Here is a 19,624-nt window from a genome sequence, read left to right on the forward strand (position 1 = left end):
CCTTTTCTTTTATTTTATTTTATTTCAGGTGTATCGTAACCCATCCTTGCCGGTGGTATGTTTCGATATGCTTCAGTCCTTGTTTTATATAAGTCTCCAAAACATGGGCATGTTGTTCTTCAAGAATTCCAGAGAGTATAAGTGATCCCTCTTTTTGAAGTGCCGTTACCACTTCTTGCGCAAGTTCAATAAGCGGATTAGCAAGGATATTGGCAACAATGAGATCAAAAGGGACTCGTGATGCAATTGCATCATGGGCAAAACCTGTTGCTGTAATAGCTGTAACAAATTCATTGACATCATTGAATTCGATATTGTGTTGTGCAACTTGAACAGCAATTGGGTCAATATCGGATGCAAGCACAGTAATTGGTTTGAGCATTGCTATGCCAATGGCTAGTACACCGCTCCCAGTACCAAGATCAAGGGCATTTTGGGGATTTTCGTGTTTCATGACTTTGGCGATCATTTCTAAACAACCGGCTGTTGTTCCATGATGTCCGGTGCCAAAAGCTTGATTAGCTTCAATTTCAATAGGGAGAACATTTGCTGGAATGGCGTTTCGGTTGTGACTTCCATGAAGGAAAAAAGGACCAGCTTGCACAGGTTTTAGTCCTTCTAGGCTTTTTTGTACCCAATCAATGTTGGGTAAAATTTCCATATTAATTTTATCAAAATCTATAGAAAGAATTTTGGCAAAACGTTTCAATGCGTTCTCTTGATTGTCTTGATCGACATATAGAGAAAGCTCATATACAGCATTTTGTTCATCTATCTCTGTAAGAGCAAGAGGATAACCTTCTTCGTCAAAGGCTGTTTCTATAAGGGTATAGAACCGTTCTGCTTCATTTTTAGAAGCAGTATAATAGAGGCGAATTTGTTGCGACATGCTGTTCTTTCTTTTGATCGGCTTTTTTTAGTTTAAGATGAGTTTTTTTAACCGTTCAATGGCGATTTCATCTTTTAATTCGCTATCGCTTTCTTTCGTGTCATAACGGATAACGCCAGCTAATTTTCCACCTTTTTTGAGTAAAAAAACTGCTGCTGTATGGTTATATGTATAGTTTCCATCTGTTTCAGGAACTTTTTCAGCAACGATGTTGAAAGAATTGACCATTTTATGAACTTTATCAGGATCTCCACTAATGCCAACAATTTTATTGTTAAAATTACTGAGATAATCATGGAGTACTTTTGGTGTGTCACGTTCAGGATCAACAGTCACAAACCATATACCTAATTTATCAGCTTCAGGACCAAGGGCTGTAAGCCATCGATCAAGATTCATCAGTGTGGTAGGGCAGCTTTCAGGACACATAGTGAAGCCGAAAAAAATTATTGAAGGCTTGCTTCGAACATCAGCCTCAGTAATATTTTTCCCATTAGAATCAGTGAGAGTAAAGTTATCACCTAAAGGCTTATTTGTCAGCGTATCATAACTAAAAACACCTGCAAGAAATATGATTGTCAGCCCCAAGATGCGTATTACATTTTTCATAGTTTGACTCTCTTAGATAGATCGAGAAATTGTAACATCGGCAGGTTTGTTTTGCAATGTTTGTTTCATGGTTGATTTTATTGGCTTGATTGGTATGTCTTTCCATATCTATTGATGAAACATTGGTGAAAGATGTATGAATATTGAGAAAGATCTTCGATTTCATGAAAGTGAGCCTCGTATCCATACGACAGCGCGGCTGCATGGTTGTAAATTAGGGCGCTATGTGGAAATTAATGAGCGGGTGATTTTACGGGATGTAACCGTTGGAGATTTTTCTTATTTAGAGCGTAATAGTGAGGCTATTTATAGCGATATTGGGCGCTTTTGTTCTATTGCATCTCATGTACGGATGAATGCGTTGGAGCATCCTATGGAGCGCGTTTCAACGCATAAAATAACCTATCGTCCAAACGAATATTTTCGTTATATGGCATTAGATAGTGGTTTTCGTGAAAGGCGTTGTGCAAAACGTGTTATTATTGGGCATGATGTGTGGATTGGATATGGTGCGGTTATTATGCCTGGGGTGACAATTGGTCATGGCGCTATCATTGGCGCGAACGCTGTTATAACGAAAGATGTTTTGCCATATACGATTGTTGTTGGGGTGCCTGCTAAACGGTTGCGGATGCGTTTTCCCAATCATGTCATAGAATGCCTTTTAGATATGGCTTGGTGGGATTGGCCGCTTGATAAAATTCACAACGCATTGCCTGATATGCAAAATTTGCCCATTGAAGCTTTTGTTCGTAAATGGAAATGACATTCAGAATAAAATAAAGTGGTTTCTTGAAAAAACTGATCGTGGTTTACTTGTAATTAAGCTTTGTTTACAAAATTGTCTAGTACACGCTTTTCTCCGGCTTTTTCGAACATTATTGTCAATTTATGATCGTCTATTGTTGTAATACGACCATAACCAAATTTTATGTGAAAAATCCGATCATTGACAGAAAAATCTGATGGTACATGAGAGATTGATTGAGAGATAACTTTCCCTTCAATATTCTTGTTTTTTTGTGCACGCTTTTGTCTTGCTGTTGCATAGTCACTATAAAAGGAATCGTGATGTTGAAAGGAAGATTTTCCATAACCACCATAGGATGTTTCCATTTCTACAACTTCTATATGTTCTGCTGGTAATTCATCTAGAAAACGGGAGGGAAGAGCAGGTTGCCAAAGTCCATGAATTCTTCGATTCGATACAAACCATATATGCAAATATTTTTTTGCTCTTGTTAGACCTACGTAAGCAAGGCGCCGTTCTTCTTCTAATCCTGAACGTCCACCTTCATCTAATGAGCGTTGGTGGGGAAAGAGTCCTTCTTCCCAACCTGGAAGGAAAACTGTTTCAAATTCAAGTCCTTTGGCTGAATGAAGTGTCATGATGTTGACTGCATCCATATTTTCATTATTTTCCGTTTCCATAACGAGTGCAACATGTTCCAAAAAACTTTGAAGATTTTCAAATTGTTCCATGGAACGAATCATTTCTTTAAGATTTTCTAGTCTTGTAGGAGCCTCTGGTGAACGATCTTCTAACCACATGGTTGTATAACCAGAATCATCAAGGACGATCTCGGCAAGTTCTCTATGAGGAGTGTCTTGAAGCATATTTTGCCAGCGGCGGAAGTTTTCAATAAGGCTTCGTAACGCACTGCGTGCCTTAGGCTTTAATTCATCTGTTTCAATGATGTCAGCGGCAGCAGAAAAGAGAGGAACAGCACGTGCACGTGCACTCTCATAAAGAATGCGCAGGGTTGCATCTCCTATGCCGCGTTTCGGTGTATTAATAACACGCTCAAAAGCTAAATCATCAGTAGGTTGGACAACAACGCGTAAATAAGCCATGGCATCACGTATTTCCATTCGCTCATAAAAACGAGGACCACCAATGACGCGATAATTAAGGCCAAGTGTTACAAAGCGATCTTCAAATTCACGCATTTGAAATGATGCGCGTACCAATATAGCCATATGATTTAATGCATGACCGGTTTGTTGTGCGCGTTCGATTTCTTCTCCGATTGCTCGAGCTTCTTCTGCCGAATCCCATGCTGAATGAATTTTTACCTTTTCTTCCTCACTCTTTATTTGAGCAGAAAAAAGGACTTTTCCCAGTCTTTCTTCATTATGAGCAATGAGATGGGAGGCGGTTTTAAGAATATGAGATGTTGAGCGATAATTGCGTTCTAGACGAATAATTTTAGCAGAAGGAAAATCTTTTTCAAAACGTAATATGTTTTCGACTTTTGCACCACGCCATCCATAAATGGATTGATCATCATCACCAACACAACAAAGATTAACATGTTGACCTTGAGGATGTTGGGCCAAAAGGCGAAGCCAAAGATATTGTGCTGTATTTGTATCCTGATATTCATCGACAAGAATATAACGAAATTGAGAATGGTATTCGCGAAGAATATCTGGATTATGTTGGAAGATAGAGATAGAATGAAGTAGAAGGTCACCAAAATCACAAGCATTAAGATCTTTTAATCGATTTTGATAACTGTGATAAAGTTCACGTCCCATGCCGTTACCAAAGGAATGAGCATCACTTTTTGAGATATGTGTTGGTGAAAGTCCTTGATTTTTCCAAGAATCAATCATCATGGCAAGGTTTCGTGCGGGCCAACGCTTATCGTCTAATCCTTCAGCTTGAATAAGTTGTTTTAAAAGTCGAAGAACATCATCGCTATCGAGAATTGTAAAGTTTCTTTTTAAATCAACAAGCTCTGCGTGACGGCGTAAAATTTTAGCTCCAGTGGAATGAAAGGTTCCAAGCCAAGGCATACCTTCAACAACTTCTCCAATAAGTTCACCAATACGTATTTTCATTTCACGTGCTGCTTTGTTGGTGAAAGTGACAGCAAGTATTTGCTGAGGAGAGGCAAGTCCAGAGCGTAAAATGTGAGAAATACGGGTTGTTAAAACGCGCGTTTTTCCTGTACCAGCACCTGCAAGAACTAAAAGAGGTCCCTCAGTATTCATAACAGCTTGTTGCTGTTCTGGATTGAGTTGTTCTAAATAGTCTGTGTTATATGATTTTTGTTCTTTTAGAGTATGGGAGAAAAAATCAGAGCTCTTCTTATCATGGTCTGGAGGGGAATCTTCTTCAAAGAAAGGTATGGTGTGATCAGAAAAATTACTCATTATATCTCTTTTGTAGTCTTTTTTTCATTGAAGTTCTAGATTAAAAAAAACTTCTCTTAAAAAGTCACAACAGTTTCAGTTGAACAGACAGAAAGAGAACGTAAAAAAATAAGCACAAACATTAAAGGCGTTGGGTGAGAACGCTTTGAAGGGCATAAACGCGTAACGAAGCCGAAAGATTTACTTGTTGTGGTCTTTTGCTATCAATATCGGTGATAATAAAGGCTAAAGATTGTCCTTTTTTGCGGGCTATATCTTTTAGAATATCTAAAAATGGTGGTTCTAAAGAGACGCTTGTTGCGTGTCCATCAACGCGAACAGATATCTTTCGTGGAATGACTTTTGACCAATCGATAGAATTATTTTCGTGCATTTTTCCACCTTTATTCGTCGTTTCGCAAACGATTTTGATCAAGAAATTTTTGCATTTTTAAAGATTTTTGCTGCTCAAAATTTTTTTCAGTTTTTGTTCGTCCAAAACGATAACGATTTTGCTCAGCACAAAGAGATTTTTCTGTACGTTTTTTTTGTTTTCGAAATTGGCGAAGATTAATCAATTCAGTCATGAGAAAAATTATTTTTTCCGAAAGGAATCTAAAGAAACAACATCAGCACTTTGATTTTGTTTTGCATCGTTATTTGAAGGTTCTTTATTTGTACTGAGATTTTGTTCTTTTGTAAGCGTATTTTCTTTTTTTTGTTTGTTTGATAAGGTAATGGGCGTAGTTGAGGTATTTTCTGAATTTTCACTTTCTCCAGAGGTCAGATTTGAGGGCAGATCAAATGCTGCTTCAAATGCTGCTACAGGATCGTAAAAGACCTGAATGGAAGTAAAAGGAATCACGAGCTTTTCGGTTATTTCCCTGAAAGAGAGAGTTACTTCGAAAGCTGTTTCTGAAACACTGAGATCTCTAAATTGATGCTGTAAGACGATTGTCATTTGCTCGGGATAGCGATTTTTTAGCCGAGGAGAAATTTTAACGCCTGGGGCATTTGTCAAAAAAGTTATAAAAAAATGATGATTTCCCGGAAGACCTGCTTTGGCAACTTCCGATAAAACTTTACGGATAACTCCACGAAGCGCATCCTGAACGAGAATATCGTAACGGATTTGATCTTTAACCATCGAAGTTTATTCCTTTTATTTCACGTAGCAGAATGGGGCGTATTGATATTGTGTGATAGAATATATTTTAAATTAGCAGATTTTTTCTACGATGCACCTCAATAAATCGAATAAATACGAAACTCTATGGTAAATAATGTCTGATAATGTCTGAAAGATCAATCAACAACATTTAAAAAAGTGAAGGCTTCTGTTGCCAGGTGCCTCCGAACCCCGCTTAAACCTGCGACGGTTTAAGGCTCAAATTGAAACATTCACACCACCTTAAGCGGCGAGACGTGCTTCCGCATAGTTGTCATTTGCAACTACTCATTTAGCCCGATAACGGTGGTACAATGCCGAGTAAAAGAGCGATCTTTACACCCTTGTCGATCCTATTTCGCCCCCACCAAAATATAACTTTGGTTTCTTATATTTTGGTGGAGGCGCCGGGTACCGCCCCCGGGTCCAATAGGTTTATTTCACCGTCCATTTATTACCATAGCTGGTAAACCAGCCCTCTAAATATAGATGAAGAACAGTCTTAGGAAAAGGGGGGGTTGTTAATATTTTTAATCCTCTAATTATTTATGGAGCTATATGGTGCGGCTGTAAAATATAGTCCGCTCATTTTTGGAGAGGAGATGATGCAAAATGACAAATAATTTAGCAGATATTAAACTATATGATTCAAATCCCGATGAAGCAGCAGTAGAACGACTTAGCCGTCGTTTAGCTTTGGTGATGAAAAAGCAGGATGCGGCGCTTGTTGCTACGTCGGATCCAAAAGAGTTAGAACGTGTTGAAAAATGGGTTCAAGATGTTTTAGAAGCTGATGAGAAGAGTGCTAAAAGGGCTGTTTCAAAAGTGGCTGAGATGATGTCTGGAGAGCGTAGAAAAAGTCGTATGACTTTTTATTATCTAGTTGCTAAGCAACTTAATGCACTTCATAAAATTTAAACAATATTAAATTTGTGATAATGATAAAAAAAGCCCAATTTTTTGGGCTTTTTCGTTGATAAAAAGGATTAATGTTTTTCATCCTCTTGGAGGTAGCCTCCTTTACGCATACTTGGGACAAAGAGAAGAGCAATGAATGCCATGATCATCACGACGGTTATATAAAAATAAAAGAGTGATTCATAACCGTACTTTTTTAATCCAAGCGCAACGTATTCAGCAGAACCACCAAATAAGGCGTTACCAATGGCATGAGAGATGCTAACGCCTAATGCGCGTATTGAAGAGGGAAACATTGCTGATTTTACGACACCAGAGATGGATGTATACATGCTCATAATGAAGAGCAAGCCAATAATGACGGAAAAGGCAATCCATATACTATGCGTATTACCGATTATCCAGAGTCCAGGAAATGTAAAGATGACAGAGAGTATACTCCAAATGATAAGTAAAGTTTTTGTTCCAATTTTATCGGCTATGATACCAGCTATGGGTTGGAATAGGATGAAAATAAATAGTACAGCTGTCATAATCGTTGTTGCGGTATGTTTATCAAAGCCGGTAGTTGTGATCAGATATTTTTGCATATAAGTCGTAAAGGTGTAAAATGTGAGTGATCCTCCTGATGCAAAGCATGCAATTACGACAACGGCTTTTGTATGCTTGGTGAGTAGTTCCTTAAGACTGCCAGAGTGTTTGTGAGAGCGGCTTTCTTTCGTGGTTGTTTCGTGGAGAGAACGACGCAGATAAATCGCAATCACTGCCCCGAATCCACCAATTACAAAAGGAATGCGCCATCCCCATGCTTTTAACTGATCTTCAGAGAGATAAGATGCTAGAATAAATATAATGAAGCTGGCAAGAAGTTGACCTGTAATAAGGGTGGCAGATTGGAAAGAAGCAAAAAGCCCACGATGTTTTTTGAGGGCAACTTCGCTCATATAAGTGGCTGCTGTACCATATTCACCACCCGCTGAAAGTCCTTGCATCATCCGAGCTAAAAGTAAAAGGATTGCTGATGTTATTCCTAAGGTTTCATAGGTGGGAAGTATGGCGATGAAAAAAGAGCCACCACACATCATAAAAATGGATATAAGCATCGAGCGTTTACGTCCATAACGATCGGCGACAAACCCTAAAAACCAAGCTCCAATAGGGCGCATAAGAAAGCCAATAAAAAACACACCTGCGGTTTTTAACAGTGGCGTAATCGTATCACCATCGGAGGGAAAGAATTGTGATGCAAAATAAATTGATGCAAATGAGTAAACGTAAAAATCATACCATTCTACGAGATTTCCTGATGCGCTTGCTATAATAGAAAAAACACGTTTTCTTGCATCCTGTGATGCTGAAGTTGTTTCATTTTTCATGAATTGTTCCCCTTTTGGATTTATAGTTCATATTTTCTAAACATAATTGTTTATGATTTCCAGAAAAATTCAATTGTATTACAACAATTTCTTAGGGAAACTCTTTAAGATGATTTATTAGAGTTATGTTGTCATTCGTTTTAAGATTTTTACTTGTGTTGTAGAATAAAAATTTATCACATTGCATTTAAAGGGAGAGAATATTGAAAAGTAGATCAAGATACCTTTAAACTTTATGAGAAGAATGCAATTATTGGCATAATACCGGAAGATCATAGAAGAGATGGTCTTTATGAGCAGAAAGCCCCAAAACTGAAAATATTTCAAAAAGCTTAAGTAATGTAAAAGGGGATTTTGTGTCCTTACTTGTCTTATTGTATCATAACACATCATCATTTAGGAGGGTGAGGTAAGCCTCAGATAAGGTTTTCCGTATGAGGTGTTTTTTTAGATATCGTGATAAATATTTAGGGTAGGGCTGCCCATAGAATCTTATCAAGTAAATTACATAAAGAGGGCAGTAACTATAGACAATTTAAGAGAAACTGAGTTGTTTGTAAGACGAATGCGGGGCGGGCTTTTCGTTCTTTACTAGGGTGGAGAGGAGATCAAAAAAAGCCCAATTTCTTGGGCTTTTTTTATCCAGAAAATAAGTTTAATGAAGTCTATCGTCTTTATCGAGATATCCTCCTTTATCTATATCGGGCATAAGAAGAATAGAGATGAGTGCAATGACCATCATACCAACGATGTAAAAAAAGAAAACAGATTCGTATCCCATATTTTTTAATCCAAGCGCTACATATTCAGCAGAACCGCCAAAGAGTGCGTTGCCAATGGCAAAAGCAAATCCAACACCAATTGCTCGGATTGAAGCAGGGAACAATTCTGCTTTTATGATACCAGCAATGGACGTATAAAAACTCATAACACAGAGTATTCCAATAATAATTAAGAGTGCTGTCCATGGATTATGGGCATTACCGATCATTTTAAGTACAGGAATGGTGCAGATAATGGATAATGCCCCCCAACTAATGAGTGAAGCTCTTGCTCCAATTTTATCGGCTAGGGAACCAAAAAGGGGTTGGAGTAGCACAAAAACAAAGAGGGCGGCAGTCATTATCGTTGTTGCGGTTTGTTTATCAAAGCCCGTGGTTGTGATCAGATATTTTTGCATATAAGTGGTGTATGTATAAAATGTGAGTGATCCACCAGCTGTAAAGCCAACAACCAAAAAGAAAGCTTTTTTATGATTGCGAAAAAGTTCTCGAAGACTACCAGCATGTTTTTCAGAGCGGCTTTTGTGGGTTGTTGTTTCATGGAGCAAACTACGCAGATAAATTGCAACGATTGCTCCAAAGCCACCAATCACAAAAGGAATACGCCATCCCCACGCTTTTAACTGATCTTCAGTAAGGTAAAGGGCTAAAATAAATATTATAAAACTTGCGAGAAGTTGACCTGAGATCGTTGTTGCATATTGAAAAGAAGCAAAGAGCCCGCGACGATTTTTTGGTGCAACTTCGCTCATATAAGTTGCTGCTGTACCATATTCACCGCCAACGGAAAGTCCTTGAAACATACGGACTAAAAGGAGAAGAAATGCTGCTGTTATTCCCAAGGTTTTATAAGTGGGAAGTATGGCAATGAGAAAAGAGCCACCACACATCATAAAAACAGAAATAAGCATTGAGCGTTTGCGTCCGTAACGATCGGCAATGAAGCCAAAGAGCCATGCTCCAATTGGACGCATAAGAAAGCCAATAAAAAAGATTCCTGCCGTTTTTAACAGTTGTGTAACAATATCTTCATCTTCAGGAAAAAACTGTGATGCAAAATAAACCGATGCAAAGGAGTAAGCATAAAAGTCGTACCATTCTACCAGATTTCCTGATGCGCTGGATATGATAGCAAAAATACGTTTCCTTGTATCATGTGGATCTAAAGTTGTTTGATTATTCATGAAGTATTCCCCTTTTAGATTTATAACTTTTCTTCTTTTTAAAGCTATTTACGATGTGCATTATAAAAACGCCATTGTACCATGATAATTTTTCAGGGAAACATAAAGATTTTTTCTAGAGCTATCAGTGGTGTTTTGGGCTCATGGTGTTGTTATATTGCGTAAATCATACGCTTTTTACTATCCTTAAGGAAATATTATTTTTTGTTTGATTGTGAATTATTTGCATATGCAGAGTGTTTATGAAGATATGATACTCTTTAGTTTATATGCTTGATGTTGTTTCGTAAAATGATGTTATTGACTATTGCATGCGAGGTTGGTGTATCTGTTAAAATACTTTTTATGAATGATCTTAAGTGTTAAGGGGGAGTACAATATTAAGAGTTCATCAATAGTATAATGATAGCGGCTTGCACTTTTATTAAGTGTAAAGAGAGTAGTGCCCATGTTTATACTTTACGGGGCTTTTACGTTATGTCATTCACGAGTGCCGTTGTGAAATGGAGTTGGGTGCATTGAGAAATGTTTCTCAAAAAAGTGTGTGAATTCATAATATAATGGTATTTTCTATTTTTCATGAAAGGATTTGTGTTGCATGAGGGGTACCATTAAGAACGTATTAAACAAAATCATGAGTGTAATCTTTATTATTGATAAAATTTCTTGAAAGATAATCACTTGTCTTCGACTTTGAGTGGGAATGGGAATATTAAAATAAATCAAACGTTTTTTATCTTCAGTGAACTAAATTCAGCAAAAGAAGTATTTATTACATAATAATATGAAGCCATTTATTTTTATAAGCGGCGTGTGCAGGAGGGAACATTGCTTTTTTAGAGTGTTTGAAGGGATAAAAAAATTGTGAGCTTTAAACTGCTATCGGAAAGGATATAAAAAAAAGCCCAGAATACTGGGCTTTTTTGTTAAAATCCTTGTTTGTTAACATTAAAGGTTAATGAATATCGTCTCCTTGTAAATACCCTTTTTTGCGAGCATCTGGCATTAAGAGAACAGCGATGAATGCAATAATCATCATGCCGGTTATATAAAAATAGAAGACAGATTCATATCCAAGATCTTTTAATCCAAGCGCGACATATTCAGCAGAACCGCCAAACAGTGCGTTGGCAATAGCATAAGAGAGCCCAACTCCTATTGCTCGTACTGAAGCGGGAAACATTTCTGATTTTACAATGCCAGAGATAGATGTATAAAAGCTCATAATGCAGAGCATTCCAGTAATGACTGATAAAGCAATCCATGTACTATCAGTACTACCAATCATATTAAGTCCAGGAATGGTAAAGATAATAGATAAAACACTCCAAATAAGGAGTGAAGTTCTTGTTCCAATTTTATCTGCAAGAGCACCAAAGAGGGGTTGGAGTAACATGAAAACAAAGAGTGCAGCTGTCATGATTGTTGTGGCTGTATGTTTATCAAAGCCAGTGGTTGTAATCAGATATTTCTGCATGTAAGTCGTATAGGTGTAGAATGTGAGCGATCCTCCAGCTGTAAAGCCAATAACCAGAAAGAAAGCTTTTCGGTGGTTGCTCAGAAGTCCCCTAATACTACCAGCTTGTGCACTAGAACGACTTTCTTTGGTCGTTGTCTCATGGAGTGTGCGGCGTAGATAAATCGCAACAATTGCTCCTAGTCCACCAATGGCAAATGGAATACGCCAGCCCCACGCTTTTAGCTGATCTTCGGTGAGATAAAGCGCTAAAATAAATATAACGAGACTGGCTAGAAGTTGACCACCAATCAGTGTGGTATATTGGAAAGAGCTAAAAAATCCTCGGCGATTTTTGAGGGCGATTTCGCTCATATAAGTTGCTGTTGTACCATATTCACCACCGACAGAAAGCCCCTGAAGCATTCTGAGTAAAAGTAAAAGAATTCCTGCTGTCACTCCAATGGTTTCATAGGTAGGAAGTAGGGCGATTAAGAACGAACCACCACACATCATAAAAACAGAGATAAGCATTGAGCGTTTGCGTCCATAACGATCGGCAATGAAGCCAAAAAGCCATCCGCCGATTGGGCGCATAAGAAAACCAATAGCAAAAACACCCGCCGCTTTTAAAAGTTGCGTAACGTCATTGCCATCTGAGGGAAAGAATTGTGATGCAAAATAAATAGATGTAAAGGAATAAACATAAAAGTCATACCATTCTACTAGATTACCTGATGCACTGGACACGATAGCCCAGATACGTTTTCTTGTATCATGTGGTTTTAAAGCTTCTTGTTTTTCCATAGTCGATCCCTTTATTTCATGTTCATCCATCTTTGTTCATTTATGTCATTTTTTTAGAAGCTGTCTATAGTATTTTATCTTTTGCATCAAAAATTTAGTCAGATCATGATAATTTCTTGTGTAAGATGTTTTTGGAAAAAGATTTGAATTATCTTTGTACGGATTTTACAGTTTTTATTTTCTATAATGAGAAGAATCGGTCATAATAGCCCTATGAAATCATATCTTGCTCTTTTATCTCACGTTTTAAATCAGGGTATTGATCGGACAGATCGAACGGGTGTTGGAACGCGATCTATTTTTGGGTATCAGATGCGCTTTGATTTACAAGCAGGATTTCCGTTGTTGACAACAAAGAAACTACACTTACGTTCAATTATTTATGAACTTTTGTGGTTTCTTAAAGGCGATACAAATATCGCTTGGTTGAAAGAGCATGGTGTGTCAATTTGGGACGAGTGGGCTGATGAAAAGGGAAATCTTGGTCCTGTTTATGGTTATCAGTGGCGTTCTTGGCCTGCTCCTGATGGACGCCATATTGATCAAATTAACAATCTTTTAACGATGATTAAGGAAACGCCAGATTCTCGTCGCTTGATTGTGTCAGCTTGGAATCCTGCATTAATAGAGGAAATGGCGTTGCCTCCGTGTCATTGTCTTTTTCAATTTTACATTGCGGAGGGGAAATTATCTTGTCAACTTTATCAGCGTTCGGCGGATATTTTCTTAGGTGTTCCATTCAATATTGCATCCTACGCATTGCTAACGATGATGATTGCGCAAATAAGCGGTCTTAAAGTAGGCGATTTTATTCATACTCTGGGAGATGCTCATCTTTATTCTAATCATTTTGAACAGGCAAAATATCAATTGTCTCGTATACCAAATGCTTTGCCATGTATGCGCATAAATCCAGCGGTAACAGATCTTTTTTCTTTTCAATTTGAGGATTTTGAGTTGCTTAATTATGAAGCACAACCCCATATTAAAGCGCCGGTAGCAATATGACGATTTCCATTTGTTTAATTGCTGCTGTTGCAGAAAATGGTGTTATCGGTCGTGAAGGTGCAATGCCGTGGCATTTATCGACGGATTTGCAACGCTTTAAAGCTTTGACGTTGCGTAAGCCCATTATTATGGGAAGAAAAACTTGGGATTCTATTGGGAGACCTTTACCAGGGCGTACAAATATCGTCATTACGCGTGATTGTACCTTTTGTGCTGAAGGGGCTGTTGTTGCTCACTCTTTATCGCAAGCTTGTTCTCTTGCAACAAATGTTGCTTCTCAAAATGATGTAGAGGAAATTTTTATTATTGGTGGGGGTGAAATTTTTCAACAAGGGTTGCATATGGCTGATAAAATATTCCTTACAGAAGTTTTAGCTTCTATAGAAGGTGATAGTTTTTTTCCTGTTTTTGATAAAGAAAAGTGGACTATTGTGCAAACACAAGATATTCCAAAAGGGGATAAAGATAGTCATCCGACACGTTTTGTTGTTTATGAGCGGAAATAATTTTTTGTAATATGAAGTGGAAGGGTTTATCAGTTGTATTGTAATGAGGTAAGAGACACCCTATAAGATCAAGCAAATGGTTGGTGTTCGAGTAGTGGTAATCAGTTAAAGAGGTGATAATGCCCTGGACAAATCAAAATGGTGGTGGCCCGTGGAGTGGCGATAAAAACAGTGGTGACAAAAAAACACCAGCTAAGAATCTCTTTGGTTCTGATGGCGGTAATGGTGGTGAAAATGGTCCTAATCTTAATGAAATTTTGCGCAAAGGGCAGGATCAGTTTAAACAATTCGGGAGAAGCAGTTTTTCTGTTTTATTCCTTCTGCTTATTGTGTTTTTTTGGCTATACCAGTCAATTTATATTGTTCAGCAAAATGAACAAGCGGTAGAGTTGCGCTTTGGCATCCCTAAAGAAGGCATTATTGGCGATGGGTTGCATTTTCATTTTTGGCCAATTGAGACCTATATGAAAGTACCTTTAACGGAAAAAACAATCGCGATTGGTGGGAAGCCCGGTCAGGCGCAACAAAGTGATGGTTTAATGCTTTCGAGTGATCAAAATATCGTTAATGTTAATTTTTCCGTTTATTATCGGATTTCATACCCTAGTCAGTTTTTATTCAATGTGAATGATCAAGAGGGAACTGTCCGCCAAGTTGCTGAGAGTGCAATGCGTGAGGTCATTGGTTCGCGGCCGGTTGATGATGTTTTACGTGACAAGAAAGAAGAAGTTGCTAATGACGTTAGAAAGATTATCCAGTTGACTGTGGATAAATATCAACTTGGTGTCGAAATAAGCCGTGTTTCTATCAGTGAAGCTGCTCCTCCGACAAAGGTTGCTGCTGCGTTTAATTCTGTTCAGCAGGCGGAGCAGGAACGTGGAAGAATGATTGAAGAGGGGAATCGTGTGCGTTTTACGAAAATTGGTTTAGCAAATGGTGAAGCTTCACGCACACGGGAAATCGCAAAAGGTGAAAAGGCACAAATGGTTGAAGAGGCAACAGGGCGTGCTGAACGTTTTCAGGCGATAGCTCGAGAGGCTGCGATTTCACCAGAAGCTGCTCGCTACCGTCTCTATATGGAGACGATGGGGCGGATTCTTTCTTCACCAAATAAGCTGGTTCTTGATCAGGCAAATTCTCCAGCGATGCCTTATTTGCCTTTGAACGAATTGTTGCGTAGCAAGTCATCGGAAAAAGTAAAGGCAACATCAGCGCGTCCTGCGTTACTCTTAGATTCTCGTATTTCTGGAGGAGATTAATTATGCAGCAATCTCGCTTTTTGTTTGTTTTTAGTGCTATAGTGTTTGTTTTGATGATTTTGTGGATGTCCGTTTTTATCGTCTATCCTCGTCAACAGGTAGCAATTAAGCGTTTTGGACAAATTGTTCAGGTAGAATCTAATCCTGGAATCTATTTCAAGGCGCCCTTTATCGATAAGATGATCATTGTTGATAATCGGTTATTGCGTTACGATGTTCCTACACAATCTGTACAGGTTCGTGGTGGTGCGTATTATGAGGTGGATGCGTTCTTTATTTACCGTATTACAGATCCTAAGTTGTTTTTACAGCGCATTGCTTCTGGGCGTCCACAAATTGCGGCACGTGAAAACCTTGCACCACGGTTTATTGACGCTTTGCGTGCTGTTTATGGTAAGCGAGAATTTAAAGCAGCCTTATCGGATGAACGAGGCGCGATGATGGCTGAAGTACAGAAGCAATTTTCTGTAGATGCAGGTTCGTTGGGTATTGCCATTGTTGATGTGCGTATTCGTAAAACCGATTTGACTGATGCTGTTTCAGAAGATGTCTATCGGCAAATGGCAGCTGAACGTGAAGCTGCTGCGGAAAATATCCGGGCTCGTGGTCAGCAGGAGCGAGATCGTATTGTGGCAGAAGCTAATCGTGAATATGAAGAAATTGTAGCAGCTGCAAAGCGTGATGCTGAAATTACCCGTGGTGAAGGTCAAGCTGAAAGTATTCGTCTTTTATTGAATGCGAGGGAGGCTAATCCGTCTTTTTACGATTTTTGGTTGGCGATGGAACAATACAAGAATTTAGAGCGTACTCCGATGGTGATTTCTCCAAATGAGGATTTCTTTTTCTATTTTCGTAATCCGCCGCAGGCAAATAAAGCATTCTTACCGACAATGAATACTGGCCTCAGTAAAACTGATCCAAAATCGGGAGAGAATAGATAAAATAATGGATTGCAGATACGAGATTTTGCATGAAAAGAATGATCTGTGACCATTTTCTTTTATGGTAAAAGTGGTAGAGAGTATCGAGCCGTGCTGGTTTTCCGTATATAAATTTAGTGGGGCTCTTTGCATCTTTGATTAAAGGCATGTCATGGATAGAAGTGTCGTGAGTAAAAATACGTTTTTAAAGTTTTTTATCACAAGAGTTGTTTTTTGTGTGACTTTGTTTCTATCAGGATCAGTGAGTTTGTCTTGGGGAGCCGAGACAAGCAAGGCATTGCTTTCTATTCCTGATTTAGCTTCTGAGCTTTTGGAAACAGTTGTGAATATTTCCACGGCGCAGACTGTTGAAGGAACAGAACAGGATGCAAACACCTCGGTACCCGTTATTCCAAAAGATTCATTGCTGGAGGAATATTTTAGTGATTTTTTTATACCCAAGGATGGTCAAAAAGATAGTCAATTTCAAAAGGTGCGTTCTTTAGGGTCTGGTTTTGTGATTGATGCGCAAAAAGGGATTATTGTTACAAATTATCATGTTATTGTAGATGCTGATGATATTGAAGTTAATTTTACGGATGGTACAAAACTAAAGGCAAAGCTTCTTGGAAAGGATAGCAAAACTGATTTGGCGTTGCTTCAAGTCGATGCAGGAAGTAAAAAATTAAAAGCTGTGCGTTTTGGTGATTCAGAAAAAGCACGTATTGGTGACTGGGTTATGGCTATTGGTAATCCTTATGGTTTTGGTGGAAGTGTGACGGTTGGTATTATTTCTGCACGTAACCGTGATCTTAATGCTGGTCCCTATGATAATTTTATTCAAACAGATGCAGCAATTAATCGAGGCAATTCTGGTGGTCCGTTATTTGATAGAAATGGTGAAGTCATTGGCATTAATACAGCAATTGTTTCACCTTCGGGAGGATCTATCGGTATTGGATTTGCTATTCCATCGGATATGGCTCTTTCTGTTATTAATCAATTGCGTAATTTTGGAGAAATAAGGCGTGGTTGGTTGGCTATTCGTATTCAGCCGGTAACAGAGGATATTGCAAAAAGTTTAAAATTGGACAATGCTGTGGGAGCATTGGTGGCTGGTAAAATAGAACAGACGGAAGAAAATAATGTAGATAATAGCCAGTTACAAACTGGAGATGTTATTCTTTCCTTTGGTAATTCCAAAATTAAGCATGCACGTGATTTGCCGCGTTTAGTTGCAGAAAGTTCAGAAGGAAAAGTGGTGGACGTTACTATTTTACGGAATGGGCAAGAAGAAACAGTAAAAGTTAAGCTTGGACGTTTGATTGAAACAGATCCAAATGAAGATACAGAAGAAGTTGATGATAAAAAAAATCAAGATCTGTCGAAAAATGTGACAATGCAATTTATGGGAATGACGTTATCTGAACTGACAGAGGATTTGCGTCATCGTTATTCAATTTCAGATAAACTTCGAGGACTAGTGGTGACATCTGTTGCACAAAATAGCGCAGCGGATAAAAAGCGTATTCGCGTTGGTGAAGTGATTGTTGATATCAATCAGAGTTCTATCACAACAATTGATGAGGCTAAAAAACGTATTCATAAATTACGTGAAGCTGGACGCAAAAATGCTCTATTTATTGTAGCGCGTCCAGATGGAGAGTTACGGTTCGTAACGCTCCTAATGGATTGATCCTTAAAAATTATTTTTTTGTTTTTTATCAGCCTTAGTAATGGGATATTTTGCAAGTCAGGCATGTGATGTCCAATGTTTCTCAAGCTCATTTCACGATAGAGAGCATGGGGTGTGCAATATAAAATCCATTGGGCAGCTCTGTTTCTACGTTAAATAAAAGTACAAGTTGGTACCATCATAGATTTGCTAGTTTCCAATCTTGTAACAGCCTAGACTTTGAAATGCTGCATAAGAGATCTATGTTTTGTGTTTAAGTCAATTATTATTATAAATAATGTTTTATTTAGTGAGACTTTTAGTCCTTTGTGATTGTACTTTATGTGCTATGGAGAACGTTTTTTTTCAATTCAGTTTGAAAAAAACTATCTTAGAGAAAAATCATATTAGACTAAATTAGTTATATATATATATATATATTTACACCTTTCTTGGTGATGGATGAAGAAATAGTTATAAAAAAGAGAGCGTGAAGAAGACAATTTCTGAATCTCCTATTATAAATCAGATTAGTATACTGTTTTTATAGGAAAAAATAAAGCTGTTTGATTGTATAGGTTAAGCTCAGTATTATTATTCATAAATAATGACAAAGAATATGTTTGTTTTTAATGGACTAACGGACAGAATTATTATGGCTGTAGTTTACTATTGAACTATGATAGCAAAAATGCTTGGAAATTCCTTTGGTGTTGTTATTAAGCCCATTTTTTATAAATTTCATAGGGGGCTTTGGTGGTGTCTGCATGTTGCAATAAGTTATTGATTGGGAGAAATTGCTATTCATGACACAGAGAACAGTTACATTAATAGCGGGGCCAACGGCAAGTGGGAAGTCAGAACTTGCCTTGCAAATGGCTCAAGAAAAGAATGCTCTCATTATTAATACTGATTCAATGCAGGTTTATGATGTTTTAAATATTTTAACGGCACGGCCGGGGGAGGCTGATACCGCGATTGTTCCCCATTATCTTTATGGTCATGTGAGTCCTACTTTGAATTATTCAGTAGGGCAATGGTTGTGTGATGTCGAGAAGCTATTGGCTACTTTTTCTTTAAGATCAGTTATTTTTGTTGGTGGGACAGGACTTTATTTTCGTGCTCTTTTAGAGGGGATTTCGGAAATCCCTCATGTTCCAAATGTTGTGCGGCAGAAGTGGCGTTTGCTGCTTGATAAAGAGGGACCTGAAAGTCTTTATCGCCAGTTGTTGCAGATTGATGCTGTTGTTGCTGAAAAAATTTCTTCGCACGATAGACAGCGTATTGTACGTGCTTTGGAAGTTTATGATGCAACCGGTAAGACGCTCAGTTGGTGGCAGAAACAAAAAACAACACCTATCATTGCGCCGAATTTGACCGAAAAAATTCTTCTCATGCCACCACGTTCTCTGCTTTATGAACGTATTCATAAACGCTTGGATTCTATGATTGAAAGAGGAGCTTTAGAAGAAGTGGTGGCTATGAAAAAACTTAAACTTTCCTCTTCATTACCAGCAATGAAGGCTATTGGTATACCTGAGTTTATGGCTTATTTGGATGGATATAGAAGCTTTGAGAATGCTCTTGAAGCGGTGAAAATACAAACGAGGAGATATGCAAAAAGACAAATGACATGGTTTCGTAATCAATTTGATGAAGAATGGATGCTTACTTTTTGATAAAAGAGTTAGAGCTTTGCAAAGAAACTTATCGAAAGATAAAAGATAATTCGTGAAAAAGAAATTTTTTAGAAAATATAATTTTTTATTGACGAATGGTATCAATGGAATTAGAAATCTTCCTACAAGGAATTTTTTATATATTTTATACGTCGGAATAATGGGGGTAATCATACAGTATGTGTTGTGTAATGGGCTCCTTTGGGGTCTTTTTTTATGGGCTCCGTTAGGGGCTTTTTTATTGTCC

At 38.1% G+C, this 19,624-nt stretch carries 17 protein-coding genes and 1 other RNA gene; 8 read left to right on the forward strand and 10 right to left on the reverse strand.

Annotated features, from left to right (window positions below):
- Positions 1-19 precede the first annotated feature (19 nt).
- Together ACFIK1_RS03415 and ACFIK1_RS03420 are read right to left on the reverse strand one after the other, a co-directional pair.
- A complete protein-coding gene (locus ACFIK1_RS03415) occupies positions 20-889 on the reverse strand; it encodes a 50S ribosomal protein L11 methyltransferase (protein ID WP_375662087.1) in 870 nt (289 codons plus the stop codon).
- A 27-nt stretch (positions 890-916) separates the two neighbouring features.
- The gene (locus ACFIK1_RS03420; RefSeq protein WP_375662088.1) at positions 917-1,498 is read right to left on the reverse strand and encodes an SCO family protein; all 582 of its coding nucleotides are present in this window, start codon (positions 1,496-1,498) and stop codon (positions 917-919) included.
- A 136-nt stretch (positions 1,499-1,634) separates the two neighbouring features.
- Between ACFIK1_RS03420 and ACFIK1_RS03425 the strand changes: the two genes are divergently transcribed.
- Positions 1,635-2,264, forward strand: coding sequence for a DapH/DapD/GlmU-related protein (locus ACFIK1_RS03425; protein ID WP_375632975.1), 630 nt, complete (start codon positions 1,635-1,637; stop codon positions 2,262-2,264).
- A 56-nt stretch (positions 2,265-2,320) separates the two neighbouring features.
- Here the strand turns inward: ACFIK1_RS03425 and ACFIK1_RS03430 are convergent, their stop codons facing one another.
- The 5 genes from ACFIK1_RS03430 to ssrA form a co-directional block, all read right to left on the reverse strand.
- Positions 2,321-4,660, reverse strand: a complete 2,340-nt coding sequence (locus tag ACFIK1_RS03430) for an ATP-dependent helicase (protein ID WP_375662089.1) — start codon at positions 4,658-4,660, stop codon at positions 2,321-2,323.
- A 121-nt stretch (positions 4,661-4,781) separates the two neighbouring features.
- A complete protein-coding gene (locus ACFIK1_RS03435; RefSeq protein WP_273788067.1) occupies positions 4,782-5,033 on the reverse strand; it encodes a ribbon-helix-helix domain-containing protein in 252 nt (83 codons plus the stop codon).
- A gap of 10 nt (positions 5,034-5,043) precedes the next feature.
- On the reverse strand, positions 5,044-5,226 hold the full coding sequence (locus ACFIK1_RS03440) for a DUF4169 family protein (RefSeq protein WP_375612011.1): 183 nt from the start codon (positions 5,224-5,226) through the stop codon (positions 5,044-5,046).
- Between the two features lie 8 nt (positions 5,227-5,234).
- Positions 5,235-5,786, reverse strand: coding sequence for an SspB family protein (locus ACFIK1_RS03445; protein ID WP_375612012.1), 552 nt, complete (start codon positions 5,784-5,786; stop codon positions 5,235-5,237).
- 179 nt (positions 5,787-5,965) lie between these two features.
- Positions 5,966-6,322, reverse strand: a transfer-messenger RNA (tmRNA) gene (gene ssrA / locus ACFIK1_RS03450).
- 97 nt (positions 6,323-6,419) lie between these two features.
- Between ssrA and ACFIK1_RS03455 the strand changes: the two genes are divergently transcribed.
- Complete coding sequence (locus tag ACFIK1_RS03455) at positions 6,420-6,725, forward strand: DUF2853 family protein (protein WP_375662090.1); 306 nt, start codon at positions 6,420-6,422, stop codon at positions 6,723-6,725.
- Positions 6,726-6,793: 68 nt separating this feature from the next.
- On the opposite strand, the gene ACFIK1_RS03460 is transcribed toward ACFIK1_RS03455, so the two are convergent.
- The 3 genes from ACFIK1_RS03460 to ACFIK1_RS03470 all read right to left on the reverse strand — a co-directional run bounded on the left by ACFIK1_RS03460 (position 6,794) and on the right by ACFIK1_RS03470 (position 12,330).
- Positions 6,794-8,101, reverse strand: a complete 1,308-nt coding sequence (locus tag ACFIK1_RS03460) for an MFS transporter (protein ID WP_375662091.1) — start codon at positions 8,099-8,101, stop codon at positions 6,794-6,796.
- Positions 8,102-8,756: 655 nt separating this feature from the next.
- Positions 8,757-10,067 (reverse strand): MFS family transporter, encoded by a 1,311-nt coding sequence (locus tag ACFIK1_RS03465; RefSeq protein WP_375662092.1) that lies wholly within the window; start codon positions 10,065-10,067, stop codon positions 8,757-8,759.
- A 955-nt stretch (positions 10,068-11,022) separates the two neighbouring features.
- Positions 11,023-12,330 carry an MFS family transporter gene (locus tag ACFIK1_RS03470; protein WP_375655094.1) on the reverse strand — a complete coding sequence of 436 codons (1,308 nt, stop codon included), beginning with the start codon at positions 12,328-12,330 and terminating at the stop codon, positions 11,023-11,025.
- A 213-nt stretch (positions 12,331-12,543) separates the two neighbouring features.
- On the opposite strand from ACFIK1_RS03470, the gene ACFIK1_RS03475 reads away from it, so the two are divergent.
- The 6 genes from ACFIK1_RS03475 (at position 12,544) to miaA (ending at position 19,377) form a co-directional block, all read left to right on the forward strand.
- Positions 12,544-13,338 (forward strand): thymidylate synthase, encoded by a 795-nt coding sequence (locus ACFIK1_RS03475; protein WP_375662093.1) that lies wholly within the window; start codon positions 12,544-12,546, stop codon positions 13,336-13,338.
- A complete protein-coding gene (locus tag ACFIK1_RS03480) occupies positions 13,335-13,844 on the forward strand; it encodes a dihydrofolate reductase (RefSeq protein WP_375655093.1) in 510 nt (169 codons plus the stop codon). The genes ACFIK1_RS03475 and ACFIK1_RS03480 overlap by 4 nt, the downstream gene beginning before the upstream one ends.
- Before the next feature lie 119 nt (positions 13,845-13,963).
- A complete protein-coding gene (gene hflK, locus ACFIK1_RS03485) occupies positions 13,964-15,103 on the forward strand; it encodes an FtsH protease activity modulator HflK (RefSeq protein ID WP_375662094.1) in 1,140 nt (379 codons plus the stop codon).
- A 2-nt stretch (positions 15,104-15,105) separates the two neighbouring features.
- Positions 15,106-16,044 (forward strand): protease modulator HflC, encoded by a 939-nt coding sequence (hflC, locus tag ACFIK1_RS03490; protein WP_375662095.1) that lies wholly within the window; start codon positions 15,106-15,108, stop codon positions 16,042-16,044.
- A 151-nt stretch (positions 16,045-16,195) separates the two neighbouring features.
- Positions 16,196-17,719, forward strand: coding sequence for a Do family serine endopeptidase (locus tag ACFIK1_RS03495; RefSeq protein ID WP_375662096.1), 1,524 nt, complete (start codon positions 16,196-16,198; stop codon positions 17,717-17,719).
- A 785-nt stretch (positions 17,720-18,504) separates the two neighbouring features.
- Complete coding sequence (gene miaA, locus ACFIK1_RS03500) at positions 18,505-19,377, forward strand: tRNA (adenosine(37)-N6)-dimethylallyltransferase MiaA (RefSeq protein ID WP_375662097.1); 873 nt, start codon at positions 18,505-18,507, stop codon at positions 19,375-19,377.
- Positions 19,378-19,624: the final 247 nt, after the last annotated feature.

Origin of the sequence: Bartonella sp. OC16QHHD (assembly GCF_042194035.1) — a bacterium.
Taxonomy (GTDB): Bacteria; Pseudomonadota; Alphaproteobacteria; order Rhizobiales; family Rhizobiaceae; genus Bartonella.